At 71.5% G+C, this 26,436-nt stretch carries 21 protein-coding genes; 16 read left to right on the top strand and 5 right to left on the bottom strand.

What is annotated here, in order from left to right:
- Positions 1-176: 176 nt before the first annotated feature.
- The 10 genes from AC3A46_RS07445 to AC3A46_RS07400 all read left to right on the top strand — a co-directional run bounded on the left by AC3A46_RS07445 (position 177) and on the right by AC3A46_RS07400 (position 9,164).
- On the top strand, positions 177-935 hold the full coding sequence (locus AC3A46_RS07445; protein WP_310243695.1) for an IclR family transcriptional regulator: 759 nt from the start codon (positions 177-179) through the stop codon (positions 933-935).
- 366 nt (positions 936-1,301) lie between these two features.
- Complete coding sequence (gene pcaH, locus AC3A46_RS07440; protein ID WP_487664566.1) at positions 1,302-2,171, top strand: protocatechuate 3,4-dioxygenase subunit beta; 870 nt, start codon at positions 1,302-1,304, stop codon at positions 2,169-2,171.
- Positions 2,171-2,746 (top strand): protocatechuate 3,4-dioxygenase subunit alpha, encoded by a 576-nt coding sequence (gene pcaG, locus AC3A46_RS07435; protein WP_487664565.1) that lies wholly within the window; start codon positions 2,171-2,173, stop codon positions 2,744-2,746. The genes pcaH and pcaG overlap by 1 nt, the downstream gene beginning before the upstream one ends.
- Positions 2,736-4,136, top strand: coding sequence for a lyase family protein (locus AC3A46_RS07430; protein WP_487664564.1), 1,401 nt, complete (start codon positions 2,736-2,738; stop codon positions 4,134-4,136). The genes pcaG and AC3A46_RS07430 overlap by 11 nt, the downstream gene beginning before the upstream one ends.
- A complete protein-coding gene (locus AC3A46_RS07425) occupies positions 4,133-4,912 on the top strand; it encodes an alpha/beta fold hydrolase (RefSeq protein WP_487664563.1) in 780 nt (259 codons plus the stop codon). The genes AC3A46_RS07430 and AC3A46_RS07425 overlap by 4 nt, the downstream gene beginning before the upstream one ends.
- Positions 4,909-5,310: a 4-carboxymuconolactone decarboxylase gene (pcaC, locus tag AC3A46_RS07420; protein WP_487664562.1), complete on the top strand. Its 402-nt coding sequence runs from the start codon at positions 4,909-4,911 to the stop codon at positions 5,308-5,310. The genes AC3A46_RS07425 and pcaC overlap by 4 nt, the downstream gene beginning before the upstream one ends.
- Positions 5,311-5,717: 407 nt before the next feature.
- The gene (locus tag AC3A46_RS07415; protein ID WP_487664561.1) at positions 5,718-6,479 is read left to right on the top strand and encodes a 3-oxoacid CoA-transferase subunit A; all 762 of its coding nucleotides are present in this window, start codon (positions 5,718-5,720) and stop codon (positions 6,477-6,479) included.
- Entirely contained in the window at positions 6,476-7,162 is a 687-nt protein-coding gene (locus AC3A46_RS07410) for a 3-oxoacid CoA-transferase subunit B (RefSeq protein ID WP_487664560.1), read from the top strand. Before AC3A46_RS07415 ends, AC3A46_RS07410 begins: the two co-directional genes overlap by 4 nt.
- Position 7,163: 1 nt before the next feature.
- The gene (locus tag AC3A46_RS07405; protein WP_487664559.1) at positions 7,164-8,336 is read left to right on the top strand and encodes a thiolase family protein; all 1,173 of its coding nucleotides are present in this window, start codon (positions 7,164-7,166) and stop codon (positions 8,334-8,336) included.
- Between the two features lie 36 nt (positions 8,337-8,372).
- Positions 8,373-9,164 carry an IclR family transcriptional regulator domain-containing protein gene (locus AC3A46_RS07400; protein ID WP_487664558.1) on the top strand — a complete coding sequence of 264 codons (792 nt, stop codon included), beginning with the start codon at positions 8,373-8,375 and terminating at the stop codon, positions 9,162-9,164.
- 116 nt (positions 9,165-9,280) lie between these two features.
- On the opposite strand, the gene purU is transcribed toward AC3A46_RS07400, so the two are convergent.
- Positions 9,281-10,156: a formyltetrahydrofolate deformylase gene (gene purU, locus AC3A46_RS07395; protein ID WP_487664557.1), complete on the bottom strand. Its 876-nt coding sequence runs from the start codon at positions 10,154-10,156 to the stop codon at positions 9,281-9,283.
- Positions 10,157-10,254: 98 nt separating this feature from the next.
- On the opposite strand from purU, the gene AC3A46_RS07390 reads away from it, so the two are divergent.
- On the top strand, positions 10,255-11,259 hold the full coding sequence (locus AC3A46_RS07390) for an acyl-CoA thioesterase (protein WP_487664556.1): 1,005 nt from the start codon (positions 10,255-10,257) through the stop codon (positions 11,257-11,259).
- 70 nt (positions 11,260-11,329) lie between these two features.
- Here AC3A46_RS07390 and AC3A46_RS07385 read toward each other — a convergent pair whose 3' ends face one another.
- Positions 11,330-12,283 (bottom strand): LysR family transcriptional regulator, encoded by a 954-nt coding sequence (locus AC3A46_RS07385; protein ID WP_045298634.1) that lies wholly within the window; start codon positions 12,281-12,283, stop codon positions 11,330-11,332.
- A gap of 215 nt (positions 12,284-12,498) precedes the next feature.
- On the opposite strand from AC3A46_RS07385, the gene AC3A46_RS07380 reads away from it, so the two are divergent.
- From AC3A46_RS07380 to AC3A46_RS07360, 5 genes are all read left to right on the top strand, one after another.
- Positions 12,499-13,800, top strand: a complete 1,302-nt coding sequence (locus AC3A46_RS07380; RefSeq protein ID WP_487664555.1) for a C-glycoside deglycosidase beta subunit domain-containing protein — start codon at positions 12,499-12,501, stop codon at positions 13,798-13,800.
- 26 nt (positions 13,801-13,826) lie between these two features.
- Positions 13,827-15,308 carry a C-glycoside deglycosidase beta subunit domain-containing protein gene (locus AC3A46_RS07375; RefSeq protein WP_487664554.1) on the top strand — a complete coding sequence of 494 codons (1,482 nt, stop codon included), beginning with the start codon at positions 13,827-13,829 and terminating at the stop codon, positions 15,306-15,308.
- Entirely contained in the window at positions 15,301-16,209 is a 909-nt protein-coding gene (locus AC3A46_RS07370) for an alpha/beta hydrolase (protein ID WP_487664553.1), read from the top strand. The genes AC3A46_RS07375 and AC3A46_RS07370 overlap by 8 nt, the downstream gene beginning before the upstream one ends.
- A complete protein-coding gene (locus tag AC3A46_RS07365) occupies positions 16,206-17,834 on the top strand; it encodes a DUF5597 domain-containing protein (RefSeq protein ID WP_487664552.1) in 1,629 nt (542 codons plus the stop codon). Before AC3A46_RS07370 ends, AC3A46_RS07365 begins: the two co-directional genes overlap by 4 nt.
- An 89-nt stretch (positions 17,835-17,923) precedes the next feature.
- Positions 17,924-19,390, top strand: coding sequence for a family 43 glycosylhydrolase (locus tag AC3A46_RS07360; RefSeq protein WP_487664551.1), 1,467 nt, complete (start codon positions 17,924-17,926; stop codon positions 19,388-19,390).
- Position 19,391: 1 nt separating this feature from the next.
- Here the strand turns inward: AC3A46_RS07360 and AC3A46_RS07355 are convergent, their stop codons facing one another.
- From AC3A46_RS07355 to AC3A46_RS07345, 3 genes are all read right to left on the bottom strand, one after another.
- The gene (locus AC3A46_RS07355) at positions 19,392-21,560 is read right to left on the bottom strand and encodes a glycoside hydrolase family 3 N-terminal domain-containing protein (protein WP_487664550.1); all 2,169 of its coding nucleotides are present in this window, start codon (positions 21,558-21,560) and stop codon (positions 19,392-19,394) included.
- Positions 21,561-21,717: 157 nt separating this feature from the next.
- Entirely contained in the window at positions 21,718-23,013 is a 1,296-nt protein-coding gene (locus AC3A46_RS07350; RefSeq protein WP_487664549.1) for an ABC transporter substrate-binding protein, read from the bottom strand.
- Between the two features lie 149 nt (positions 23,014-23,162).
- Complete coding sequence (locus AC3A46_RS07345) at positions 23,163-26,363, bottom strand: glycosyl hydrolase (RefSeq protein ID WP_487664548.1); 3,201 nt, start codon at positions 26,361-26,363, stop codon at positions 23,163-23,165.
- Positions 26,364-26,436 lie beyond the last annotated feature (73 nt).

The following is a 26,436-nucleotide window of genomic DNA, read 5'->3' as shown; positions in this document are numbered from 1 at the left end:
CCGGGAGAAGGCCGAGCCCTCGCTCGCTCGACGACCGGGAGAAGGCCGAGCCCTCGCTCGCTCGACGACCGGGAGAAGGCCGAGCCCTCGCTCGCTCGACGACCGGGAGAAGGCCGAGCCCTCGCTCGCTCGACGACCGGCGGGTCGGGGCGGGTAACGTCGCACGAGGAGGATCCATGGCGGAGGGCGAAGGCGTGCTCGAGCGCACACTGCGCGTGCTCGGGTGCTTCACCGACGACGAGCCGGCGGTCACGGCGACGACGCTCGCGGCCCGCACCGGGCTCGCGTCATCCACGCTGCACCGCCTGCTCGCGACGCTCGTGGCCGAGGGCCTCCTCACGCGAGGGCCCGGCCACACCTACGCCATCGGTCCGCGGCTGTGGGAGCTCGGCGAGCTCTCGCCCCTGTCGCTGCGACTGCGCGAGACGGCGCTGCCCCACATGGTGCGGCTGTACGAGGCGACCGGCGAGAACGTTCACCTCGCGGTACTCGACGGCGCAACGCCTGCCACGACGACCGCGCTGTACGTCGGACGCCTCACCGGACGCCAGTCGATCCCGACGCTGAGCCGCATGGGCGGACGCGGGCCCCTCCACACCACGGGCGTCGGCAAGGCGCTGCTCGCGACGCGCGACGAGGGCTGGCTGCGGGAGTACTTCGAGGCGCCGCTCGAGCGCGAGACGGTCAACTCGATCGCGACGGAGCAGGAGCTCCGCGCCGACATCGCGCGCACGCGGGCCCTCGGGTACGCGACGACCCGCGAGGAGATGACCCTCGGCAACGTCTCGGTCGCGGCCGCGCTGCCGCGGGTCGAGGGCCTGCCGCCGGTCGCGCTCGGGCTCGTCGTGCACCTCGCGCGAGCCGACGAGCGGCGTCTGGGGCCCCTCGTCGTGCAGGCCGCGAAGGACCTCCACCACGATCTCCGCGTGGCGTGAGGGCGCGAGGCGGCGGGTCCCGCGCTTGGTGGGCCACGCGCTTCGCGGGGTCCCACGTGGCCTCACGTTTCGCGCTGTCGAGATCGGCATCCGCGCCCGAACGAAACGGCAGCGGTTGCCGATTTCCACAGCGCGACGGGGATGGGTGGTGCGAGATCTGCAACGTTTGTCGATTTCGACAGCGGGGGCGCGCGATGCCTGCAGGGCCGAGCGCACGACACCGACAGCGCCGACCCGCACAACGCGGGAGGGCGACGGATGCTGCGGGGTCGCCGCATCCGCGATTCCCACTGAGCGGGAATCCACGGCGGCGAGTGCACGCGGGAGTGCGACCCTGGGACGACCCGAGTCGTCGAAGGAGACCTCATGACACAGGCCCAGCCCGATCCCCGGGGCGAGGAGGCGTTCTCGTCGTCGGTGGTGCTCGAGCAGACGGCGGCGGCCCCCGAGTCGCTGCTGGCCTCGCCCGACCAGCTCACCCAGCGCGAGATCACGCAGGAGATCGTCGACTACCACGCCGCCGCCGCACGGCGTGAGGCGGCGGGAGAGCGGCTCAACATGAGCCTGCACGACTTTCCGCCGTACCGGTCGAGCCTGCTGCGCCACCCGACGAAGAACCCGAAGCTCGTCGACCCCGAGACGATCGAGCTGTTCTCGCCCGCCTTCGGCCAGCGCGACGTCGCGGCGATCGAGTCCGACCTCACGCTGCAGCACATCGGCGAGCCCCAGGGTGAGCGCATGACCGTCGAGGGCCGTGTGCTCGACTCGTGGGGGCGTCCGGTGCCCAACCAGCTCGTCGAGATCTGGCAGGCGAACGCCGCAGGTCGCTACATCCACCAGCGGGATCAGCATCCCGCACCGCTCGACCCGAACTTCACCGGCGCCGGCCGTATCGTCACCGACGACGACGGCTACTACAAGTTCACGACGATCAAGCCCGGCGCCTACCCGTGGAAGAACCACGTCAACGCGTGGCGGCCTGCGCACATCCACTTCTCGATCTTCGGCTCGGGCTTCACGCAGCGCCTCGTGACGCAGATGTACTTCCCGGGCGACCCGCTGTTCCCCCTCGACCCGATCTACAACACCATCTGGCGCCAGAAGGACCGCGACCGCCTCATCGGGCTCTACGACCACGACCTGTCGGTGCCCGAGTTCTCGATGGGGTACCGCTTCGACATCGTCGTCGACGGCCCCGACGCGACCTGGTTCGAGCCCGAAGAAGGAGAGCACTGATGGCCCGCACCGCCCGCGACCTCGGCCCGAAGACCCACGAGGCCACCGGCGGGCAGACCGTCGGCCCGTTCTTCGCCTTCGGCCTGGACTACGAGAAGAAGCACCAGGTGGTGTTCCCGCACAGCCCGGGCTCGGTCGTGCTCGGCGGCACCGTGTTCGACGGCGCCGGCAACCCGATCCCCGATGCGGTCATCGAGATCTGGAGCGCCGACGAGAACGGCCGGATCCCGCGCGCCCACGGCGCCTTCCGCCGCGACGACCACTCCTTCACGGGTTTCGGCCGCGCAGCCACGACCGACGTCGGCCGCTACGAGTTCTGGACGCGCAACCCCGGTCCGGTCGACGGCGGCGCGCCGTTCTACTCGGTCATCGTGTTCGCGCGCGGTCTTCCCGACAAGCTCGTGACGCGGATCTACCTGCCCGAGCACGAGGACCTCCTCGGCACAGACCCGCTCCTGTCCTCGCTCGAGGAGGACGAGCGCGCTACGCTCATCGCGACGCGCCTGCCGGACGGCAACCTGCACCACGACATCCACCTGCAGGGCGAGAAGGAGACCGTGTTCCTTGCCTTCTGACCGTGACCGGCCCGCACTCGATGAGGGCCTGCTCTCGCCCGTGACCGTCGGTCATGACGAGACGGTGACGGATGCTGCGTACCTCGACGCCCTCGTGACGGCCGAGGTCGCGCTCGCGCGGGCCTACCGCGAGATCGGCCTCGCGCCCGATGAGGCGGTCGATGAGATCGAGACCGAGTTCGGCTGGCAGGGTGCGCTCCGTGGATGCCGCGACCACGGCGTCGACGGCACGGCGCTGGCCGCCGCGGCCGTCGCCGGCGGCAACCCGGTGATCCCGCTGGTCGGGCGGCTCAAGGAGCGCGTCGGGGTCGAGGCGCGGGTCTGGGTGCACCGCGGCGCGACCAGCCAGGACATCGTGGACACCGCGGCGATGGTGGTCGCCCGGGCGGCGACGAGCCGTATCGTCGCGGCGCTCGTGCACACCGAGGTGTCGCTGCGCTCGCTGGCCCGTTCGCGCCGGGACGAGGTCGCGGCGGCGCGCACGCTGACGCAGCACGCCGTGCCGACGACCGTCGGGCTGCGCGCGGCCGGCTGGCTGCGGGGCATCGAGCGCGCGAGGACACGCGTCGACGACGTGCAGCACCAGCTGCCTGCTCAGCTCGGCGGCGCCGCGGGGACGCTGGCGTCGTTCGCAGAGATCGCCGGGCCGGAGGCGGCCGCCGCGCTGCCCGCCGCCTTCGCGCACGAGCTCGGACTGGCTGCCCCCGACGCTCCGTGGCACACGAGCCGCTGGCCCGTCACCGAGCTGGGCGACGCCCTGGTGCAGGCGATCGACGCCGTCGGCAAGATCGCCACCGACGTCGCGACGCTCAGCCGCACCGAGATCGGCGAGCTCGCCGAGGGCGCGGGCGGCGGTTCCTCGGCCATGCCGCAGAAGCGCAACCCCGCAGCATCCGTCCTCATCCGCTCGGCGGCGCTGCGCGCCCCCCAGCTCGGGGCGACGCTGCACCTCGCGTCGGCACTCGCGGCGGACGAGCGCCCCGACGGCGCGTGGCATGCGGAGTGGCCGACGCTGCGGGAGCTGCTGCGCCTCGCGCTCGGCGCGACCGCCCACGCGGCTTCACTCGTCGCCGGGCTCCACGTCGACACCGACGCCGTCGCCCGCAACCTCGCGGCCACCGGCGGGCTCATCGTCTCGGAGCGCCTCTCGATCGTGCTCGGGCCCGTGCTGGGTGCCGCGCGTGTGGCGGAGCTCGTGACCGAGGCCGCCGCGGGCGGCGACCTCGCCGGGCTCCTCGCGGCGTCACCCGACGTCGCCGCCCTCGCCGCAGCGGCCGGAGCGACCCCCGAGGCGTTCGCCGCCGACCTGCTCGACCCCGCCCGCTACACCGGACTCGCCGGCCGCCTCGTCGACGAGGCCGCCGCACGCACCGCAGAGGAGGACGCGTGACCGTCCCCGCCATCTCCCTCACCGACCCCGTCGGTCCTGACGGTGCGCCGCTGCTCGTGCTCGGGCCGTCGCTCGGCACGTCGACGCTGCTGTGGGACCGCGTCATCCCGGCGCTCGCCGAGCACTACCGCGTCGCCCTGTGGGACCTGCCCGGCCACGGCGCCGCGCCCGCGTCGACCGAGGCGTTCACGATCGCCGAGCTCGCCGACGCCGTCGCCGCCGCGGTCGACGGGCCGTTCCTGTACGCCGGGGTCTCGCTCGGAGGCGCGGTCGGGCTCGAGCTGCTGCTGCGCCACGGTGACCGCATCGCCGCCGCGGCGATCCTGTGCTCGGGCGCGAAGATCGGCACGCCGGAGGGCTGGCACGAGCGGGCGGCCCAGGTGCGCGCGCAGAGCACGTCGAGCCTCATCATCGGCTCGGCGCAGCGCTGGTTCGCGCCGGGATCGATCGAGCGCGATCCCGATCTCACCGGGCGGCTCCTCCACGTGCTGCAGAACGCGCACGACGAGAGCTACGCCCGCTGCTGCGACGCCCTCGCCGTCTTCGACGTGCGCGACCGGCTGGGCGAGATCGCCACCCCGGTTCTCGCGGTGTGGGGCGATCACGACGCGGTCACGCCCGAGGCATCCGCTCGCGAGATCGCCGCGGGTGTGCAGCACGGCGAGGCGATCGGGATCCCGGATGCCTCCCACCTGGCGCCCGCCGATTCCCCGGCGCAGACCGCCGCAGTGCTGCGGGAGTTCTTCGACGCCGTCGCCGCGGAGCGTGCCGCGTGAGCCGCCCGGACGGCGAGGGCCTCACCGACGAGGAGCGCTACGACCAGGGCATGGTGGTGCGCCGCGAGGTGCTGTCGGACGCCCACGTCGACCGCGCGACCGCGGGCACGACCGAGCTGACCGCCGACTTCCAGGACTTCATCACCCGCGTCGCGTGGGGCGACATCTGGTCGCGCCCCGGCCTCGACCGCCGCTCGCGGTCGGTCGCGGTGCTCACGGCGCTCATCGCGCTCGGCCACCACGAGGAGCTCGCGATGCACCTGCGCGCGGCGCTGCGCAACGGCCTCACCGTCGACGAGATCAAGGAAGTGATCCTCCAGGCGGGCCTGTACTGCGGCGTCCCCGCCGCCAACACCGCGTTCCGCATCGCGAAGGACGTGTTCGCCGAGGAGTCCTGACCGGCCTCCTTCTTCCGGGTTCGCTTCGCGCTGTCGCGTCCGGCGCGCGGTGACCTCGGGGCGTGCGGGGTGCGCCCCGAATGCACGCGCTGCGCCCCGAACCCGGGCAAAGCGCCCGAGCTGCAGCATCCGTGTCGCGCGTCGTCCTCCGGGTCGTCCCTGCCCTCGTCTTGGTGGTTTGGGGCGTGCGACGTGCGTTCGGGGCGTGCGACGTGCGCCCCGAACGCACGCGCTGCGCCCCGAACCCGTGGGGTGGACGGATGCTGCGACCACGAGTCCTCCCGACGGCCGAGCGTCTCGCCGACCGAGCTCATCGAGCCGGGGCTTCCGGCGACAGTGCCGTCCGCGCTACACTGGGTCGCAGAGCGTACAGATGTTCGCACAGCGAACAAGCGAGGAGGCGGTTCGTGATCGACAAGACTGTGGGCTCCGTCGAGGAGGCCGTGGCCGGCATCCCTGACGGGGCGACCATCATGATCGGCGGCTTCGGGCGTGCCGGGCAGCCCGTCGAGCTCATCGACGCCCTCATCGCGCAGGGTGCCAACGACCTGACGATCATCAACAACAACGCCGGCAACGGCGACGTCGGGCTCGCGGCCCTGCTCGCCAAGAAGCGGGTGCGCAAGATCCTCTGCTCGTTCCCGCGTCAGCACGATTCCTGGGTCTTCGACGGGCTCTACCGCGCCGGCGAGATCGAGCTCGAGCTGGTCCCGCAGGGCAATCTCGCCGAGCGCATCCGCGCGGCCGGTGCGGGCATCGGTGCGTTCTTCTCGCCGACGGGCGTCGGCACCCAGCTCGCCGAGGGCAAGGAGGTCCGCGAGATCGACGGCCGCTCCTACGCGCTCGAGTACCCGATCAAGGCCGACTACGCCCTGGTGAGTGCCTACCGCGCCGACCGGTGGGGCAACCTCGTGTACCGCGAGACCGCACGAAACTTCGGGCCGATCATGGCTGCCGCCGCGACCACGACGATCGTGCAGGTCGACGAGCTCGTCCCGCTCGGCTCGCTCGACCCCGAAACCGTCGTGACCCCCGGCATCTTCGTCGACCGCGTGGTCGCCGTGGGCGAGCGCGGGTGGCTCGACGCCGGCGCGTTCGTCGGGGGAGTGGACATCGAGGGCCGCCCGCTCGCCGGCGCCGCAGCATCCGGAACGGAGATCGACCAGTGACCGAGACCGCAACGACGGCGACGCGCATCTCCCGCGAGCAGCTCGCGGCGCGCATCGCGCAGGACATCCCCGAGGGGTCGTACGTCAACCTCGGCATCGGGGCGCCGACCCTGGTCGCCGACTACCTTCCCGAGGACCAGGAGATCATCCTCCACACCGAGAACGGCATGCTTGGCATGGGTCCTTCGCCCGAGCGCGGCGAGATCGATCCCGACCTCATCAACGCCGGCAAGCAGCCCGTCACGGCGCTGGCCGGTGCCGCGTACTTCCACCACGCGGACTCGTTCGGCATGATGCGCGGCGGCCACCTCGACGTGTGCGTGCTCGGCGCGTTCCAGGTGTCGCAGGGCGGCGACCTGGCGAACTGGTCCACCGGAGCACCCGGCGCGATCCCCGCCGTGGGCGGCGCCATGGACCTCGCCATCGGCGCGAAGAACGTCTACGTCATGACCGACCTCCTCACCAAGACCGGTGAGTCGAAGCTCGTCGACGCGTGCACCTACCCGCTCACCGGCGTCGGCTGCGTCACGCGCGTCTACACCGACCACGCCGTCTTCGACGTCACGCCCGACGGCTTCGCGGTGCGCGAGGCCTTCGGGAACAACACCGTCGAGATCCTCGCCGAGCTCACCGGCCTGGAATTGACGGATGCCTCGGCCCGCGGCATCCGGGAAGGGGAATGACATGACCACCTACGTGTACGACGCCGTCCGCACGCCGTTCGGCCGCGCCGGCGGCGCCCTCTCGGGAGTGCGCCCCGACGACCTTGCCGCGATCGTGATGAAGGCGACCCTCGAGCGCACCGGCCTCGACCCCGCGCGCATCGACGACGTGATCTTCGGCGACGCGAACCAGGCCGGGGAGGACAACCGCAACGTCGCACGCATGGGCGCCCTGCTCGCCGGCTTGCCGACGACGGTGACCGGCGTCACGGTGAACAGGCTGTGCGCCTCGTCGGTCGAGGCGGTCATCCAGGGCTCGCGTGCGATCGAGGCGTGCGACGTCGACGTCGTGCTCGCAGGCGGTGTCGAGTCGATGAGCCGTGCCCCGTACGTCGTCGAGAAGTCGCCGCGGCCGTGGCCCAGCGTCGGCAACCAGACCCTGTGGAACACGGCGATCGGGTGGCGCATGACCAACCCGAGGCTGCCGAAGCACTGGACGATCTCGAACGGCGAGTCGGCCGAGCTCATCGCCCGCGAGTGGGGGATCTCCCGCGACGCGCAGGACGAGTTCGCCGTGCGGTCGCACCGGCTCGCCGCCGAGGCGTGGGCCGCGGGCGTCTACGACGCCGAGACCGTGCAGGTGCCCGGCGCCGAGCTCACCCGCGACGAGGGCATCCGCGACGACACGTCGGTCGAGAAGCTCGCCGGGCTCAAGGCGCTGTTCGCCGTGGACGGCGAGGGCAGCGTCACGGCCGGCAACTCGTCGCCCATCAACGACGGCGCCTCGGCCGTGCTGCTCGGCCGCGAGGGCGTGCTGCCCACGGAGCCGCTGGCCCGCATCACCGGCCGCGCCGCCCACGGCGTCGACCCCGACCAGTTCCCGATCGCGCCGATCGAGGCCGCGAACAAGGCGCTCGCACGGGCCGGCCGCACATGGGCCGACGTGGACGTCGTCGAGCTCAACGAGGCGTTCGCATCGCAGTCGCTCGCGTGTCTGGCGGGCTGGCCCGACCTCGACCCCGACAAGCTCAACATCCACGGCGGCGCCCTCGCGATCGGCCACCCCCTCGGCGCATCGGGTGGCCGCATCATCGGCCACGCCGCGCACGAGCTCGCCCGCCGCGGCGGCGGGGTCGCGGTCGCGGCGATCTGCATCGGCGTGGGGCAGGGCCTCGCCGTCGTACTCGAGCGCTGAGTCGGCGAGCGCCCCGCAGATGGGTAGGGTGAGCCGGTGACCGACGACGCGGCCCGCTCCAACGACACCATCCAGTCCCTGGTGCGCGGGCTCGCGGTCATCCGCGCGTTCGACGCGGAGCACCCCGACTTGACGCTGAGCGAGGTGGCGCGCCGCGCCGAGATCACGCGCGCGGCCGCGGGACGGTTCCTGCGCACCCTCGAAGAACTCGGCTACGTCCGTGGTTCGGCGGGGTCGGGTGTCGGCCGCACGTTCGCGCTCACCCCGCGCGTGCTCGAGCTCGGGTTCAGCTACCTCTCCGCCCTGTCGATCCCCGAGATCGTGCAGCCCCACCTCGAGCTGCTGTCGCGCGAGGTCGACGAGAGCGTGTCGGCCGCCGTGCTCGACGGCGGCGACATCGTCTACATCGCGCGCGTCCCGACGCGGCGCATCATGAGCGTGCGCATCACGATCGGCACCCGGTTCCCCGCCTTCGCGACGTCGATGGGGCGCGCGCTGCTGGCGGGCCTTCCGGATGCCGCGCGCGACGAGCTGCTCGCAGCATCCGTCCTCCCGTCCCTCACCGACCGCACCGTGACCGACGCCGCCGAGCTGCGCGCGGAGCTCGACCGGGTGCGCGCACAGGGCTGGTCCCTCGTCGACGGCGAGCTCGAGCCGGGCCTGCGCTCGGTGGCCGTGCCGCTGCACGATCGCCGCGGCGACGTCGTCGCGGCGGTCAACGTCTCGACCAGTGCCACCCGTGACAGCGTCGAGCACGTCCTCGAGCGGCACCTGCCGGCCTTGCAGCGCACGGCCGCCGCGATCGACGCCGAACTGCGACTGGTCTGACCGGGACGGATGCCGCGGGCCGCCAGGCTCACCGGGTTTCGATACGCTCGTTCCTCGCTACTCAACCTTGACCCGGCACGCATCACCGCTCGTTCCTCGCATTGATCCGCACCGCGTCAAAACACGATCGTGTGGTTGCCGTGGCGGATGACGCGGTCCTGGGCGTGCCACAGCACAGCGCGGGAGAGGACCTGGCGCTCGACGTCGGCGCCCCTGCGGGCGAGCTCCGCGGCGGAGTCCGCGTGGGTCACCCGGACGGTGTCCTGCTCGATGATCGGGCCCTCGTCGAGGTCGTCCGTGACGTAGTGCGAGGTGGCCCCGATGAGTTTGACGCCGCGCTCCTTGGCCTTCTTGTACGGCTCGGCCCCGATGAAGGCGGGCAGGAACGAGTGGTGGATGTTGATCACCGGCACCCCGAGCTCCTTGAGGAAGTCGCCCGACAGGATCTGCATGTAGCGGGCCAGCACCACGAAATCGACGTTCCCGCGCAGGAGCTCGAGGATCTTCGCCTCGGACGCCGACTTGTCGGGGCCGGCGACGCCCGGCACGTGGAAGAACGGCACGCCGAACGAGCGGACGTCCTCGGCGGACGCGGTGTGGTTCGAGATCACCATCGGCACGGTCACGGGCAGGTCGCCGCGGCGGTGCCGCCACAGCAGGTCGAGCAGGCAGTGGTCCTGCTTCGACGACAGGATCGCCATGCGCTTGGGCACGGACTGGTCGGTGAGCGACCACTCCAGATCGAAGCCCGCGAGGGCGTGGGCGATCTCGGCCTCGATGTGCGGGCGGTCGGCCGCGAAGCCCGGCCGGTGGAACACGACCCGCTGGAAGTACGCGCCCCCCTCGGGGTTGTCGGAGTACTGGTCGAACGCGACGATGTTGCCGCCGATGCGCGTGATCATCGCCGAGACGGCCGCCACGATTCCCGGCTGGTCGCTGCCGTGGACGATGAGGCAGGCGTGGTCGGGATTCAGGTGCAGGGAGGCGGCCATTGTTCGATTCTGCCCTGTGCGAAGGAACGCCGCTTCTTGAGGCCGTTCCGCGCGACATGCGCGGGACAGACGGATGCCGCGGCCCGTACCCTGACGGCATGAGCACCACCTCCGGGGCACGGGCAGCGGCCCGCGACGATCGCATCACGATGCGGTTCATGGCGGTCCCCGCCGACACCGCCGCCGGAGGCCGCTCGGTCGCGGCGGGCAGCGTCATGGAGTGGATCGACAAGGCCGGCTACGCCTGCGCCGTCGGCTGGGCGGGCGCCTACTGCGTCACCGCGTACGTCGGGAACGTCCGCCATCGGCGGCCGATCGCGCCGGGCAGCCTCATCGAGGTGCAGGCGCGCATCGTCTACACCGGCCGCACGAGCATGCACGTGGTGGTCACCGTCTCGTCGACCGAGGTGAGCGAGCGCCTCTACACGCCGGCCACGACGTGCATCCTCGTCTTCGTCGCGAAGGGTGCCGACGGGCGGCCCGCCGAGGTTCCGGCGTGGACGCCGGTGAGCCGCTCCGACCACAAGCTCGCCGAGGGGGCCCTCGAGCGCATCGAGTCCCGCGCCGAGATCAAGCGCCTCATGCTCGATGAGGACTACACGGATGCCTCGACCGCCCCGCGCACGACGCTGAGGTTCCTCGCCCCGCCCGGCGTCGTGAACTTCGGGGGCAAGGCGCACGGCGGCACCGTCATGCGCTGGATCGACGAGGCCGGCTACGCCGTCGCCGCGGCGTGGGCGAAGGACGGCGAGGACGCGAGCGCCGCGATCGGCGTGTACTCCGGCGGCATCCACTTCCTCGCGCCTGTCGTGATCGGGCATCTCGTCGACGTCGACGCGCGCATCGTCCACACGAGCCGGCACAGCATGCACGTGAGCACCCGGGTGTGGACCGCCGACCCGCGCACGCCCGAGGACCGCACGCTCACCACGCAGTGCCTCAGCGTGTTCGTCGTGCCCGGCGCCGACGGCGTCGCCCAGCCGGTCCCGCAGTGGACCCCCGAGCTCTCCGAGGACGAGCGCCTCCAGGAGCACGTGCGCGAGATCATGGCCCTGCGCGAGGAGATCGTGCCGATCGCCGCCTCCCTCACGCTCGAGCCGTAGCTGAGGCGGCGTCGCGTCTTCGGTCTCGGCGCGATTCTCCGTTTCGACGTTGCCGGCACCCGACACGGCGTCAGGCGGGCTGGCTCACGACGGACGTCGGGCGATTCGACACGGATGCCGCGGCCTGTTCGAAGATGCCCCGCATCCAGGCGTGCTCGGGGTCGCGGCCGTGGACGGGATGCCACCACAGTGCGTTGACGACGGGCGTCGCGTCGAAGGGCGCCTCGAGCGTGCGCACGCCCGGGACGGACTCGGCGACGTGGGCGAGCCCCGCCTGGATCAGGCCGAGACGGTTGGTGCCGGCGATGAAGTGGGGCAGGGCTAGGAAGCTCTCGACGACCGCCTCGATGTGCGGCTCGATGCCGAGCTGCTGCAGCTGGCGGGCCGCCGAGGTGAACGCCGTGCGCGACTGGTAGGTGAAGACCCACGGCAGGGCGCCGAGCACGTCCATCGTGAGTTCGTCGCCGACCTGCTCGTTCGACTCGGAGGCCACGACCACCCAGCCGTCGCGCCAGAGATCGGCGTACGGGAGGTCGACGAGGTAGCCGTGCGGGATCACCATGCCGTCGGCGGAGCGCAGCCGGTTGAGGGCGTCGTCGACGATGGCGGGGTTGTGCAGCATGAAGCGGAAGCGCACGCCGGGTGCGGCCTCCGCCGCGAGACGCGACACCTCGCTGCCGATGGTGGCGAAGCCGTAGTCGGAGCCGTAGATCGAGAATTCGCGGGTCGAGTCCCTCGGGCTCCACGTCGCCTGGCTCTCGAACACGCGGCGCGCGGCCTCGAGCGCCGTCGTCGTGTGCTCGGTGAGGCGCAGGGCGAGCGGAGTGAGCTCGTACGTGTTGCCGCGGCGGGCGAGGATCTGGTCGTTGAAGTGCGTGCGCAGCCGCGCGAGCGACGCGCTCAGCGCGGGCTGGCTCAGGTGCAGCCGCTCGGCCGCGCGCGTCACGCTGCGCTCGGTCAGCAGCGCGTCCAGCGCGACGAGGAGGTTCAGGTCGAGCCGGGAGAGCAGCGGTTGATCGGACACGGCGGTGTGTTCCTCCGGGTTCGGGATGCCTCGGCCCAGTGTATCCGTGCAATCTATGTGGTGGGGAGGTGGCATCGTTCGCAACGATGAGCGGGCGTCGTCACGATTATGCGCGCATCACACTTACTTATGTCTAAATCAGTCCTAACGCTGATACTCTCGAAGAGACTCCCGGCCCGCGACAGCGCGGTCCCGACCCCAGAGAGCGAGCATCGATGCTTCTCGAGAGAGATCTCATCCAGTCCGTCGGCTTCCGCAATGTGCGCGAAGGAGGAGAGACCACCGGCTTCCAGTTCCGCCTCCGCATGCCGTCATACCGCGGCATGGCCGCATCCCTCATCGACGGCGTCGCCGTCCGGGTCGGCGATCTCGTCGACGTCCCCGCGGATGTGCCGCTGTGGACCTTCGCCGGTCGCAGCTACTCGCTGCAGGAGCTGTGGGACTCGGAGGGCGTCCGCTGGCCGCTCGAGGAGGCTGCGGTCGTGACGGTGCCCCACCCGGGCGGGCTTCCCGAGGGCACGCACGAGGTCTCGATCCAGCTGCGGCTGCGCATGTCGTACATCCCCCAGGAGCACCAGCCCTCGACATACGAGGTCTCGCGGCACATCACGCTGACCTCGTCGGAGGACGGCGGCCCCTTCAGGTACGGCGTCAGCCTCTACAGCTTCATGACCGACTACGGCACGGTGATGGACCTCGAGACGGCGCTCGCCGCCGTGGCCGATGTCGGCGCGACCGGTGTCGAGATCCTCGGCGAGGGCCACATCGAGCGGTACCCCGAGCCCACCACCGAGTGGATCGACCGCTGGTTCGCGCTGCTCGAGAAGTACTCGCTCGAGCCTACGAACTACGGCTCGTGGATCGACACGCGCCTGCACTCCAGCGGCGCGAACGCGCGTGACCTCACGGCAGCCGAGGGAGCTGCGATGCTGCAGCGGGACCTCCGTCTCGCGAAGCGGCTGGGGTTCCGCTTCGTGCGCCCGAAGATCGGCGTCGTCTCGAGCGATCTCATTCCGCACCCGATCTGGACGGAGTCCGTCGAGCGCTCGCTCGACCTCGCGGCCGAGCTCGACGTCGTGATCTGCCCCGAGATCCACTCGCCGACCCCCATCAAGCACGAGGTCGTCGACGACTACATCGGCCTCATCGAGCGCACCGGAACGAAGCACTTCGGGCTGCTGCTCGACACCGGCATCTTCCAGGACCGGCCCATCCCGCTGAAGCCCGGAGAGCTGCCCGGCCGTCGCCCCGCGTTCCTCGACGGCATCGCCGTCGACCCCGCCGACATCGCCGACATCGCGAAGTACGTCGTCTTCATCCAGGCGAAGTTCCACGACATCGACGAGAACCTCGAAGACCAGCAGATCCCGTGGGAGCCGGTGCTCCGCGCACTGAAGGACGCCGGCTACACGGGCTACCTCTCGAGCGAGTACGAGGGTGACCGCATCCCCTGGCGCTCGATCGAGCAGGTGCGCCGACAGCACTCCCTCATCCGATCCATCGCGTCCACCCTCTGACGAACCGCCCGAAAACGGAGAGAACCATGCCCAACGGACTCATCGCCGAAGACAGCCTCCGCCCCCACCCGGACGGCCTCGCGCTGAAGCTCACCATCCCCTGGTACCGGAGCCTGTGGCTCTCGTCCGTCTCGACGCTGCGCCTCACCGTCGACGGCGTCGAGATCCCCACGGACGACCTGGCCTTCGAGATCGACGGCACGCGCTACGCGATCGCTGAGCTGTCGCAGCAGAGCGAGACGCTCTGGTTCCTGCAGCAGCATCCGCTCCTCGTCGCACGTCTCGACCAGCCCGTCGCGATCGGCGAGCAGCACCAGGTGGAGATCTTCGGCGAGCTGCGCCTGCCGTACATGCAGATCATGCCCGGCCAGGACGGTGGACCCGGCATGTACGTGCCGAACATCGTGCGCCAGTCGTTCACGCTGACGGTGACGGACACGGATGCTGCGCCCCCGGCGACCGCGACCGGCATCGCGCCTCCGCCGCCCGCCGCGGAGGACGACCCCTTCAAGCTCGGCCTCACGCTGTACTCGGCGAGCGCCGAGTTCCGCGCGGGCTGGTACGACTTCGATGGCCTGCTCGACCGCGTGGCCGAGCTCGGCATCGGCCCGGGCATCGAGATCGTCGCGTCGCAGGTGCTGCCGACCTACCCGGTGGTCTCGGACGGGTTCGTCGCGCAGTGGCGCGCCGCGTTCGACAAGCACGGCTTCGACGCCAGCTCGTTCGGCGCGAACCTCGACATGGGCCGCCGGCGCGACCGCGACATGACGCCGGACGAGGAGTTCGAGTTCAGCGAGCTCATGTTCCAGGGGGCGAAGAAGCTCGGGTTCCCGCTGGTGCGCATCCAGTCCGCGAAGCCCGAGCTGCTGCGCCGGCTGCTGCCGGTGGCGGAGCGCCTCGACCTGCAGCTGGCGTACGAGATCCACGCGCCGATGGGGCCGAACGCCGAGCCGATCCTGAAGGTGCGCGACACCTACGCCGAGCTGGACTCGCCGCTGCTCGGGTTCGTCGCGGACTTCTCGTCGACGATGCACAGCATGTCGCCGACGCTGCTTCGCGCCGTGCAGCGCGCGGGCCTGGATGACGACGCGCTCGCCGAACTGCAGCGCATCTGGGCGACCGACGCGACCATGCAGGAGCGGCAGCAGGAGTTCATCGGGTACCTGCAGTCCCGCGACTTCGACCCGGGCCGCCTCGGCTCGTTCGCCCACCTCGCGTTCAACATGCACGGCCACGTCGACCCGCGCGAGTGGGCCGACATCATGCCGCAGATCAAGCATGTCCACGCGAAGTTCTACGACATCGACGAGAACGGCCAGGAGCCCGCCATCGACTACCCGGAGCTCGTCCGCGTCTTCGTCGAGGGCGGCTACCGCGGGTACTGGTCGAGCGAGTGGGAGGGCCACGCCTTCGCCGAGCTGGGCGAGGTCGACCCGCTGGTGCTCGTCCGCAGGCAGCACGACCTCATCCGCGCCTCGATGCGTGCGGTGCAGGCGGCCCATGTCTGACACCGAGGTCGACTTCCGCACGCTGCCGCTGGCCGAGGTGCTCCGGATGTTCCGTGAGCAGGGCGAGCCGGCCGACCCGCGCCCCGACATCGACACGGAGTCGCTGAAGCGCCGCTTCCCCCGACTCGCGAACGTCGAGACCCGCGAGGTCGCGATCGATGGAGCTGGGCGTGCGGTGCCGGCGCGGCTGTACACGGATGCCTCGGCCGAGGCATCCGGTCGCGCCCTCGTCTGGGTGCACGGCGGCGCGTTCATCGGCGGCCACCTCGACATGCCGGAGTCGCACTGGGTCGCGCTCGAACTCGCGGCGCGCGGAACCCCGGTGCTTGCGGTCGACTACGTCAAGTGCCTCGGCGACGTGCACTTCCCCGCGCCCTCGGACGACGTGCTCGCCGCCTGGCGTCACGCCGTCGCGCACGCGGAGGAGCTGTTCGGCACAGGCAACCTCTATCTCGGTGGGGCCAGCGCGGGCGGCAACCTGACCGCGGGAGCCGTCGCACGGCTGCGGGATTCCGGCGATCGGGTGCCCGCCGGGCTCGTGCTCGTCTACCCGGTCGTGCACCCGAACGGCCCGGCGGCCTCGGCGGACCTCGATCCCGACTCTCCGCACGGTGCCCTCGCCCTGAACTTCGCGGGGTCCGTCGAGGCGCTCGGCGATCCGCACGCCTTCGCCGCTCTCGGGCCGGTCGACGGCTTCCCGCCGACGTTCGTGCTCGTGTGCGAATTCGACGGCCTGCGTCCGTCGGGCGAGGCTTTCGCGAGGCAGTTGGATGCTGCGGGGATCGACGTCGCCCTCCGTCTGGAGGCCGGCGCCGACCACGGCCACATCAACGAGCCCGCCGACCCGACCGCGCTGCCGACCATCGAAGCGATCGCGAGCTGGATCGGCGGGACGGAGTGAGCGCCGGCGATCGCTCGGCCTGGACGTTCGGCGAAGACCTGCGTCTGCGCAAGGACGGCGAGCTCCGCCTTCTGCTGGGTGGCCAGGTGCACAACTCGTCGAGCTCGTCGACGGCATCCATCCGTCAGTCGTTCGCGCACGCGCGGCACCTGCACGCGAACACCGTGCTCGCGCCGGTCAGCTGGGCGCTGACCGAGCCGCGCGAGGGCGAGTTCGACTTCACGCTCGTGGACTCCATGATCGACGAGGCCCGGGGCCAGGGACTGCACCTCGTGCTGTTGTGGTTCGGCGCATTCAAGAACGCGACGTCGACGTACGCGCCGCGGTGGGTGCGGGCGGACCAGACGAGATTCCCTCGCGCCGTGGTGCACGCGAAGACACGGGGGAGTGCCTTCCACTATTCCGGTGTGATGCCGACGCCCGTGCTCTCGGTCTTCAGCGAGGCGCTCCGCGATGCCGATGCCACCGCGTTCGAAGCCTTCATCACTCACCTCGCAGAGGTCGATCGCACCGATGTCGTCGCGCTGGTCCAGGTCGAGAACGAGTCGGGGATCCTGCGCGACAGTCGTGACCGGAGCGACCTCGCCGAGACGGCGTGGCGTCGGGATGTGCCGCCCGCGCTCATCGCCGCCGCTCGCGAGGGCGACGAAGGGTCGCTGCTCCGCTCGCTCTGGGTGCAGGGCGGCCGACGTGAGGCGGGTACGTGGAGCGAGGTGCTCGGCGACGGCTCGGGCGCCGACGAGATCTTCATGGCGTGGTCGATCGCGTCGTACGTGCAGCATCTCGCCGAGCGCGGTCAGGCGGTCAAGCGGATCCCGATGTACGCCAACGCGTGGCTGGGCCCGCAGCCTGGGCAGGACGAGCCCGGGGAGTGGCCCAGCGGCGGACCCTCGAGTCGCGTCATCGACGTGTGGCGCGCAGCCGCACCCTCCCTCTCGCTCGTCGGCCCCGACATCTATGTGGACGACGCCGATTCGGCGATGCGGACCTACGCGACAGGTTCACAGCCGTTCTTCGTGCCGGAGAGCAGACTGCGCGCGGGAGAGCTCGTGCGGGCCATCGGCACTTATCGCGCTGTCGGATGGTCGGGATTCGGCTTCGACGGGGCCAACCCCGAGGGCCAGGTCGCCGCGATGCTCGCGTACCTCGCAGCCTTCGAGCCGGAGATCGCCGAGGCCCAGCGAGCCGGACGCATCGGCGCCGTCGTGGTGGAGCCGGGCACCCCTCCGGCCGAGACCACGGTCGGAGACCTCGCGGTGAGCGCCCGTGGGCTGAGCGACATCGTCCGCGACTTCCTGCTCGATGTGGGCGTGCAGCTCCCCGGCGAAGCGCTGCCGGTCCCCGACGAGACGCTCCCGCGTGAGCCCGTGCCGACGCCGGGTGAGCGGAGGCCGTTCGCGCTGGTCTTCGCGGTGGCCGACGACGAGCTCGTCGTCATCGGCCAGGGCGTGAAGCTCGACTTCGCCGCACCGCAGGGCTCGGTGGAGGTCGACGCCGTCGTCGAACTGCTCCTGGACGAGGGCCGCGTCGTCCCCGGTCGCGTCCTCAACGGCGACGAGCGTCTCCAGGTCGTCCCGGTGGATCGCGTGGGGGCCGCGAGGGTCACCCTGCTCCGAGTGTCGTGAGGAAGCGATGAGTCAGAACGATAGTGCGTGGCGCGAGTACCGGCGCATCCCCGTGATAGCGCGGGCGCGTATGGCGAGGAGTGCGACCCATGGCTGACCGGCCCACCTTCGTCAACCCCGTCCTGGGCGGAGACCGCCCCGACCCGGCCGTCATCAAGGTCGGCGACGAGTACTGGATGACGTACTCGTCGTTCGAGTCGGCGCCGGGGCTCCTGCTCTATCGTTCGCCCGACCTCGTGAACTGGACCTACGCGGGCTCGGCACTCGCCGAGCCGCTCGGCAGCACGTTCGCGGTCGACATCGCGGAAGTGGACGGGCGCTTCTTCATCTACATCCCCTTCATCCCCGCGCCGTGGTCGGAACTCGACGCGCCGGCGATCTTCGTCATCCACGCCGACTCGATGGAAGGTCCGTGGTCGGACCCCATCGACCTCGGCATCCGGTGGGCGATCGACCCGGGTCACGTCGTCGGCGAGGACGGCAAGCGGTACCTCTTCGTCAACGGCATCCGGCGCATCGGTCTCACCGCCGACGGCCTGGCCACCGTCGGCGAGCTGGAGCAGGTCTACGACGGCTGGCGCTACCCCGACGACTGGATCACCGAGGCGTATGCCCTCGAAGGGCCCAAGCTCTTCCGGCGCGGTGAGTGGTTCTACCTCGTGAGCGCCGTCGGCGGCACGGGCGGGCCGCCGACCGGGCACATGGTCATCGTCGCGCGGTCCCGTTCGGTCCACGGGCCGTGGCAGAACAGTCCGCACAACCCCGTCGCCCGCACGGAGGACGCCTCCGAGAAATGGTGGTCGCGCGGGCACGCGACGATCCTCTCCACGGGCGAAGGCAGCTGGTGGATGGTCTCGCACGGGTACGAGAACGGCTACCGCACGCTCGGTCGCCAGATCCTGCTCGAGCCCATCGCGTGGACCGAGGACGGCTGGCCGGTCGCCGCGCTGGACGACATCGGGGGCGAGCTGGATGCCCCGGCCGAGGCATCCGTCCCGTCACCGTCCCCGGGGTTCGACGACGACTTCGCCGATCTGCGTCTCGGTGAGCGGTGGACCTTCCACGCCCCATCGCCCGGCGAGGCCGCGCGTCTCACGCTCGACGACGGCCTGGTGCTCGCGGGCAAGGGGACGGGGCCGGGCGACACGTCGCCGCTCGCGCTCGTCGTCGGCGACCACTCCTACGAGGTCGAGGTCGACGTCGAGATCGACGGGGCCGAAGGTGGGCTGCTGCTCTTCTTCAACGACCGGCTGTTCTGCGGGATGGGGATGGACGGGGAACGGATGCGGAGCTACTCGGGCGGCCACGTCACGCACTGGCGGGAGCCTGCGCCCGCAGTGCGTCGTCTGCAGCTGCGGATCCGCAACGACGAGCACATCGTGACGGGCTGGTACCGCGAGCCCGGCGGGGAGTGGGTGCGTCACGCGATCCGCTACGAGACATCGGGGTACCACGCCAACACCATGGGCGACCTGCTGAGCCTGCGCCCGGCGCTCTACGCGGCCGGCGCGGGGACGGTGCGGTTCCGCGACTTCCGGTACCGGCCCCTGCGCTGAGTCAGACGACCCGCAGGTCGACGGCCTGGGTCGAGGCGAGCGTTGCACCGAGGTGCAGGCGGAAGAGGCCGGGCTCCACGACGAACGCCGGGGGCGCAGCATCCACAGCCCAGAAGCCGAGCTGATCGCGGCCGATCTCGAACTCGAACTGCGTGGTGCGGCCGGGCTCGATGGTCCGGCGCTCGAACGCGACGAGCCTGCGGACCGGAGGAGCGACGCTCGCGACGACATCCTCGACGTAGACCTGGACGACCTCGTCGCCGGTGCGCGCCGACGTGTTGGCGACCACGAGCGACAGTGACAGCGTCGCGCCGCCGTCGAGTTCGGCGCCGCTGATCGAGGAAGCCGACAGTGTCGCCGGAGCGTGCGCGAAGGTCGCATAGCCCGAACCGTGGCCGAAGGGGAACTCCGGCCCGAGCTCGAGGTCGAGGTACTTCGAGGTGTACTTGTCGGCGACGTTGGCCGGGCCGTGCAGGCCGATGTCGGCGGTCTCGGTGGTGAGCGATCCGCCCGTCGTCGCGGGGCGACCGGTGTTCTCGTGCGCGTAGTGGATCGGGATCTGCCCGATCGACCGCGGCCACGACATCGGCAGACGTCCGGCGGGATCGGCGTCGCCCAGGAGCACGTCGACGATCGCGGCCGGGGCCTCAGTGCCGCCGTGCCAGGCGACGACGACCGTTCCCGCGAGGTCGATCCAGTCCGAGACGACCAGCGGGCGTCCCGTCTCGAGGACGACGGCGAACGGGACGCCGGTGGCGGCGATCTCGCGGATCAGCTGCTCCTGGCGGCCCGGCAGGCGCAGGTCGCTGCGCGAGGCGGCCTCGCCCGACAGCGCGCTGGGCTCACCGACGAGCACCACGACGACGTCGCTGGCCCGGGCGGCCGCGACGGCGTCCGCGATGCCGGATGCGTCCTCGCCGAGGAAGTCGACGCCGCGGACGACCCGCAGATCGACGTCGGGTCGTCGCGCAGCGAACTCACCGGCGATGGTCTCTGCATCCGCGCCGAAGGACTGCGTCCAGGCGCCGAGGTGATCGGTCGAGTCGGCGTAAGGGCCCGTCAGCAGCACGCGCGCGGGTGCGCCGAGCGGCAGCGTTCCGTCGTTCTTGAGCAGCACCGACGACCGGGCGGCGGCGCGCCGCACGAGCGCCCGCCCCGCGTCGGTCGGGGCGGTGAGCTCGTCCCCCTCGCTCGCGTACGGGGAGTCGAAGAGACCGAGCGACTCCTTGAGCGCGAGCACGCGGGCGACGGCGTCGTCGAGGCGCGCGGGGTCGATCGCCGAGAGCAGGGCGTCGGCGACCTCCGAAGGGGCGCCGCCCATCTCGACGTCGAGCCCGGCGCGGAACGCCTGGGACGCGGCATCCGTCAGATCCTCGGCGATGCCGTGCGGAAGCAGATTGCGCACGCCCTCGGCATCGCCCACGACGACGCCGGGGAACCCCCACTCGTCCTTGAGCACCCCGGTCATCAGCCGCCGGTTGGCGTGCATCGGCACACCGGCGACGGTGTTGAACGACGCCATCACCGAGGCCGCGCCCTCGTCGACGACCGCGCGGAACGGCTCGAGATACGTGTTGCGCAGCCGGTGCTCCGACACGTCGACCGTGTTGTAGTCGCGGCCGCCCTCGGGCTGACCGTAGGCGACGAAGTGCTTCGCGGTCGCGGCGATCGCCTGTGGGCCGGCGAGGGCGTCGCCCTGGTAGCCGCGCACCATCGCGCGGCCCATGACAGAGGTGAGGTGGACGTCCTCGCCGAACCCCTCGACCACGCGGCCCCAGCGCGGATCGCGGGAGACGTCGACCATGGGGGAGAAGGTCCATGTGACGCCGCCCGAGCGCGCTTCGGCAGCCGCGAGCGCGGCGAGCTCCTCGACGAGCGAAGGGTCGAAGCTCGCGGCCTGCGCGAGCGGGACGGGCGCGATCGTGCGCTGCCCGTGGATGACGTCGAGCCCGACCAGCACGGGGATGCCGAGGCGCGTCTCTTCCACGGCGACCCGCTGCAGCGCGTTGGTCGCCGCCGCCGACCGGGGCCAGAAGATCGAGCCGAGACCCTCGCGGATGAGCTCCGCGGCATCGTCGTGCCGCGGACGGAACACGATCTGCAGCTGGCCGAGCTTCTCGGCCGGGGTCATCTCGGCGAGCAGCCGCTGCACGCGGGCGGATCGGTTCATCTGGTGCTCCTTCGGGGATCGTGACCGCGCGGGGTGGGGCGAGTCGTTCGGCGTGTTGCGCCACCTCGATGTCGGGGCCGCGCGCGGAGTCGGGTGGACGGCGATGCCGCCCGGGGCCGAGGCCCCGGGCGGCAGGTCGCCATTCAGCGACTGTGGGTCAGTTGCCCCACGCCGCGTCCATCTCGGCGAGTACCTGGTCGACCGTCTTCTGACCGGTCAAGAGGCCCTGCACTCCGACGCCGAGCGCGTCGTAGACGGCCGGGTTCGGCCAGCTGGCGTTCGGCAGGCCCGTGTAGGCGCCCGACTCGAGCAGGTCGCCGATCGGTGCGTAGCTCGGGAGCAGCTCGTCGGCGGTCGCGCCGGTGATCGGCACGTAGCCCGCCAGGTCGGCGTAGGTCTTGGCCTGCTCCGGCTGGGCCGCCCAGTCGAGGAACTCCTGCGCGGACTTCTTCACGGCGTCGTCGGACTTCGCGTTGATGGCCCAGGCGTAGTTCGCCGATGCGAGCGTGAAGGGCTCCTGGCCGTCTGCCGGAGGGAAGGCCTGGACGGTGATGTCGAGGCCGGTGGCGCCGCCGATCGAGGCCGCGGCTGAGCCGGGCGTCGCCGCCGTCAGCGCCGTGCCGCCACCGATGCCGGCGGTGATGTTGTCGAACGTGCCGCCCGCCGCGCCGTCCTGGAAGCAGCCGGTGTCGTTGAGCTCGATGATGTCGTCGAGCGTCTCCTGCCAGCCGTCGCTGTCGGCGAAGGTGACGTCGCCCGCGGCCCGCTGCTCGTTCCAGTCCGGGGTGCCCTCGTAGACGCGGGTGGCCGAGATGAGCTGGGCGAACAGGCCGGTGTTGAACGGCACGCCGCCGGCGAGGACCGTGAACGTCTTTCCGCCGTCGCGGGCCGCCTGGCAGGCGGCCAGCAGGTCGTCGTACGTCGCGGGGTACTCGTCGATGCCGACCTCTTCGGCGCCGGCGGAGTTGTAGATGAGGCCGACCGGGGCGAGCGCGGTGGGCTGACCGTAGACCTTGTCGTCGACGGTGTACTGCGCCTCGCTGCCCGCGGGGATGATGCCCGCGCTGGTGTCGTCGAGCGGCTCGAGGAAGCCTGCTTCGGCGAGCGTGACCACCGAGATCGGCTGGCCGGTACCGGGAGCGAGGATCATCGCGTCGGCGGCGTTGCCGGCCTGCAGCTGCGTGGTGACCTGCGTGTTGTACGCGTCCGACGGATACGGGATCACCTCGACCGGTACGCCGGTCTCCTCGGTGTACATGTCGGTGAGCTGCTGGTAGTAGTTGTCCGCGTCGTTCGCCTCGGCGACCATGAGCGTGAACCCCTTGTCGGCGGAGTCGCCGGAGTCTGCGCCGCTGTCGCCGCCGCCGGAACAGCCGGCGAGGATGAGGACCCCGGCGACGGGAGCCGCGAGAAGCGACCACCGGAGAGGCCGGGAAGCAGTGTGCTGTGGCATTTCGACCCTTTCGTGACTTCGTTGTCGCCAGCTCGGGTTGCTGGCTCGGCCTCGGGGCCGCACATCAAGCGTCGCACGATATGTAGGTTTCTGACATTAGCAGTGCTTATGTGCGGCAATTGCCTGGGTGATCCGCCATTTCGCCCAGGTCAGAGGGTCATCTCGATGAGCAGCGCCACGGGCCCTGCGAGGCCTGCAGCCAGCGGCGCGGCATTCTTCTCGAACACTTCGGCCATCGGCGCGAAGATCTCACCGGTGGGCACGGATGCCTCGGCGATGAGCCGATTGCGCCACGGATTGGCGATCTCGACCTCGAGCGCATTGTCGCCGGCCCTCACCGCCGCGGTCACGTCGACGTGGAACGGCGTCGTCCACGCGATCCCGCACTCGACGCCGTTGAGCACCACCCGGGCGATGTCGCCGACGCGCCCGAGCTCGAGCGTGATCCGCCCGTCGTCCGGTTGTCCGGTCAGCGTGAACCGCGTGCGATAGACCGCCGTTCCCGAGAACGCCCGTGCCTCGTCGTCGAGGTCGGTCCACGGCCGCGGTCCATCGGGCAGCGCGACCGGCGAGCGGCCGGGAAGCTCCAGCGTCCACGCTCCCTCGATCGTCCGACGATCGACGGTCCCGACGGCTGCCGCCGAACCGGGACCGCACGGCACCACGAACACCGAGCCGAACGGCGCCAGGGCGATCTCGAACGACCGGCGGTCACCGACCGCGCCGACGTCGACCAGCGGCGCGGTGCGGAGCGTGACCGGGTCCCACGCGCTGAGCGTCCCCACCTCGGCGGGCACGACGATCCGTGCGCTCACAGCCTCGGCGGTCGGATTGGCGAGGAACGTGATGCGCTGCCCGTCGACCACCCGCGCGATGGTGCGCAGCCTCGCCCCGACGACCTCGAGGTGCGGCGTGATGCCCAGCGTGCTCAGAGCTTCGCCGAGATTCGCCGTGGCCACGACTCGGCCACGCGCGCGCGGGCGAACCCAGATCTCGTCGCACAGCCGCGCGAACTCGACATCGGAGTCGGCGAGGGACGGCGACTGCTCGGGCGGCACGCCCACCACCGTCGCTCCCGCGTCGAGCAGCGCGGCGATCCGGCGCAGCGTCTCGTTGGTCAGGCGCCGACTCGAGCCGCCGAGGTGGAGCGCCCGGTATCGCGCGCCGTGCGCGACGAGCTCGCCGTCCTCCACCCGCAGCAGCGCCAGCGCGTCCGCCCCGACGTAGTCGAAGTCGAAGCCGTCCGGCACGGTCGCGTCGAAGCCGGCGTCGTAGAGGCCCGTCACCGGCGCCTCCTCGCCGACGAAGACGGCGATGTCGACCGCGGGCTCGCCCGACGAGAGCAGCGCCGAGCACCGCGCGAGGTAGTCGATCCACGGGCGTGCCATGCTCGCCCAGGTCTCGTTCGCGGTGAACGCCTGTCCGAGGAACGGCGCGAGCGCGATGCCCGGCGGCGGCGCCGCGAGCGGCTGGTGCGGCGACGTGTGGATGCAGAAGCGTGTCACGCCGAGCGCCAGCTGAAGGTCGGCGACATGCTTGAGGCTCTGCGGCGACGAGGCCCACGGGCGGTCGAAGCTCGTGAACGCCTCGGCGCCCGTCCACCGCCTGCCGTGAACATGCGCGACGGATGCTGCGCCCTTGAGGTCCGCGACATACGTCGGCCGCGGACCGGCTTCGGGGTCGAACGTCCACATGGCGCCCATCGGCACGTCGGCGTGCGCCCGCATCGCCAGGTCGTCGCCGAGCTGCGGCCGCCCGTCCTCGAGCGCCTCGGAGTAGTACGTCATGCCGCGGCGGTGCGCCTCGGCGGAGAGCGTTCCGTAGTACTCGGTCGCGAGCAGCTCCGAGAGCGTCCGACGGTAGTCGTAGAGGAATCGATCGGATGCCTCGGCTCCGCCCACGAGGTACCCGGTGAGCGTCGGCAGCCACGGCGTCGGGTCGTAGCCGCGCAGGTCGCGGAAGCGCTCGAGAATCCCGTCGGTCCAGTTCTGCGCCCCGGCCTCGATGCTGTCGCTGAGCACGGCGTCGTACCGACCGGGGGCGAACCGCTCGAGATGCCGCTCGAGGTACGCCGCGACCCGGCGGCCGTCGAGCTTGTCCACCTCGAGGCCCGTGGCGTCCGGCAGTGCCGGACCGTTGGTCTGGCCGGTGAGGGATGCCCCGATCCGCAGCACACGCCAGCGCCCGGGCGGAGCGTCCCACGTGAGGCGGGCGCCGTCGAGGTGGGCGGTGAGGTCGTGGATCTCGGACGGAGCCGTGGGGACCGTTCCGGCGATCGTGTCGATCGCGAAGTAGTCGGCGACGACGCCGAAGCCGGCCTTGACCTCGGCATGGTGCACGCGGGCGCCGGTGCGCAACGCGAACTCGGAGACGAGGAAGGCGTCGCTGCGGCGGAGCACCGGCGGCAGTCGCACGCCGTCGGCGACGGGCGGGAGCGCCTCGGCGGCGCTGGCGCCCGACAGCAGGAGCCGGAAGCGGCGGCCCGTGACCGGGGCGAACGTCGCAGATCTCGCCGGCACCGTCGTGGCCGGCAGGGTGATGACGTCGCGATAGGCGGTACCGTCGTCGCTCACCTGCAGCACGGCCTCGGGCGGTGGCGCGGCGCCGAAACCGCGCGGCCCGGGGAGGCCGAGCGTGACCGAGCGGACCGTCACGGGCTCGTCGAAGTCGAGCTCGAGCCATGCCGACGACCACGCGTCGGGATCTCGCGGGAGTGCGACGGCGCCGCCGAAGGAGCCGTCGACGAGCCGGTCGATGTCGTCGACGGGCGCGGAGCCGTGCACCCGGTCCGGACGGAGCGTCTCGTGCGCCGGCGCGGCCGGTAGGGCGACCACGCGCCAGTCCACCGCCCACGGTTCGCGCGGGTCCGCGCCGGGGCGTGGGGAGTCCTGGAAGGTGCCCGCGACCGCCGGCAGCGGCGGGAGCTCGACGGCGCGGCGCTCGCCGCCGTCGATGACGCACTCCGACCACACCACCTTCTTCATGGCGTCGGCGGGCTCCACCCACGGACCGCCCGAGGCGCTCCAGCCCGATGACGTCGCGACCGCGAGTTCGAGGCCGAGGTCGGCAGCCGTGCGCGACGTCGCCTGGATCGCCTCGTGCCAGGCATCCGTTCCCGGCCGCACCGGTTCGGGCACGACGAGGGGAACCCCCATGCCGCCGTCGAAGAGCTGCACACCGCGCACGCCGACATCGTGCAGCCAGGTCAGATCCCGCACGATGCCGGCGGGGTCGATGTTGCCGTCCATCCAGTGCCACCAGGCGCGCGGGCGCGCCTCGTCCGGCGGGTCGACGAAGTTCTGCCACAGGAAGGAGAGGCCCTCGGGCGCGCTCGACGATGACTCGGCCACGTCCTCATCCTGCGCGAGGAACGACCTGCCGCGGGGTCCTGAACCACTTATATCCGGTATTGCCAGAACTAAT

Source organism: Microbacterium sp. Soil_C_42 (assembly GCF_057656735.1).
The sequence above is the reverse complement of the archived record's forward strand: the minus strand, read 5'-3'. Positions and strand labels throughout refer to the sequence as shown.

What these genes read in the sequence shown, in the direction of transcription:
- AC3A46_RS07445 (WP_310243695.1), top strand. Translation starts at nt 177, where the DNA reads ATGGCGGAGGGCGAAGGCGTGCTCGAGCGCACACTGCGCGTGCTCGGG.
- pcaH (WP_487664566.1), top strand. Translation starts at nt 1,302, where the DNA reads ATGACACAGGCCCAGCCCGATCCCCGGGGCGAGGAGGCGTTCTCGTCG.
- pcaG (WP_487664565.1), top strand. Translation starts at nt 2,171, where the DNA reads ATGGCCCGCACCGCCCGCGACCTCGGCCCGAAGACCCACGAGGCCACC.
- AC3A46_RS07405 (WP_487664559.1), top strand. Translation starts at nt 7,164, where the DNA reads ATGACCACCTACGTGTACGACGCCGTCCGCACGCCGTTCGGCCGCGCC.
- purU (WP_487664557.1), bottom strand. Translation starts at nt 10,156, where the DNA reads ATGGCCGCCTCCCTGCACCTGAATCCCGACCACGCCTGCCTCATCGTC.
- AC3A46_RS07390 (WP_487664556.1), top strand. Translation starts at nt 10,255, where the DNA reads ATGAGCACCACCTCCGGGGCACGGGCAGCGGCCCGCGACGATCGCATC.
- AC3A46_RS07380 (WP_487664555.1), top strand. Translation starts at nt 12,499, where the DNA reads ATGCTTCTCGAGAGAGATCTCATCCAGTCCGTCGGCTTCCGCAATGTG.
- AC3A46_RS07375 (WP_487664554.1), top strand. Translation starts at nt 13,827, where the DNA reads ATGCCCAACGGACTCATCGCCGAAGACAGCCTCCGCCCCCACCCGGAC.
- AC3A46_RS07370 (WP_487664553.1), top strand. Translation starts at nt 15,301, where the DNA reads ATGTCTGACACCGAGGTCGACTTCCGCACGCTGCCGCTGGCCGAGGTG.
- AC3A46_RS07360 (WP_487664551.1), top strand. Translation starts at nt 17,924, where the DNA reads ATGGCTGACCGGCCCACCTTCGTCAACCCCGTCCTGGGCGGAGACCGC.
- AC3A46_RS07355 (WP_487664550.1), bottom strand. Translation starts at nt 21,560, where the DNA reads ATGAACCGATCCGCCCGCGTGCAGCGGCTGCTCGCCGAGATGACCCCG.
- AC3A46_RS07350 (WP_487664549.1), bottom strand. Translation starts at nt 23,013, where the DNA reads ATGCCACAGCACACTGCTTCCCGGCCTCTCCGGTGGTCGCTTCTCGCG.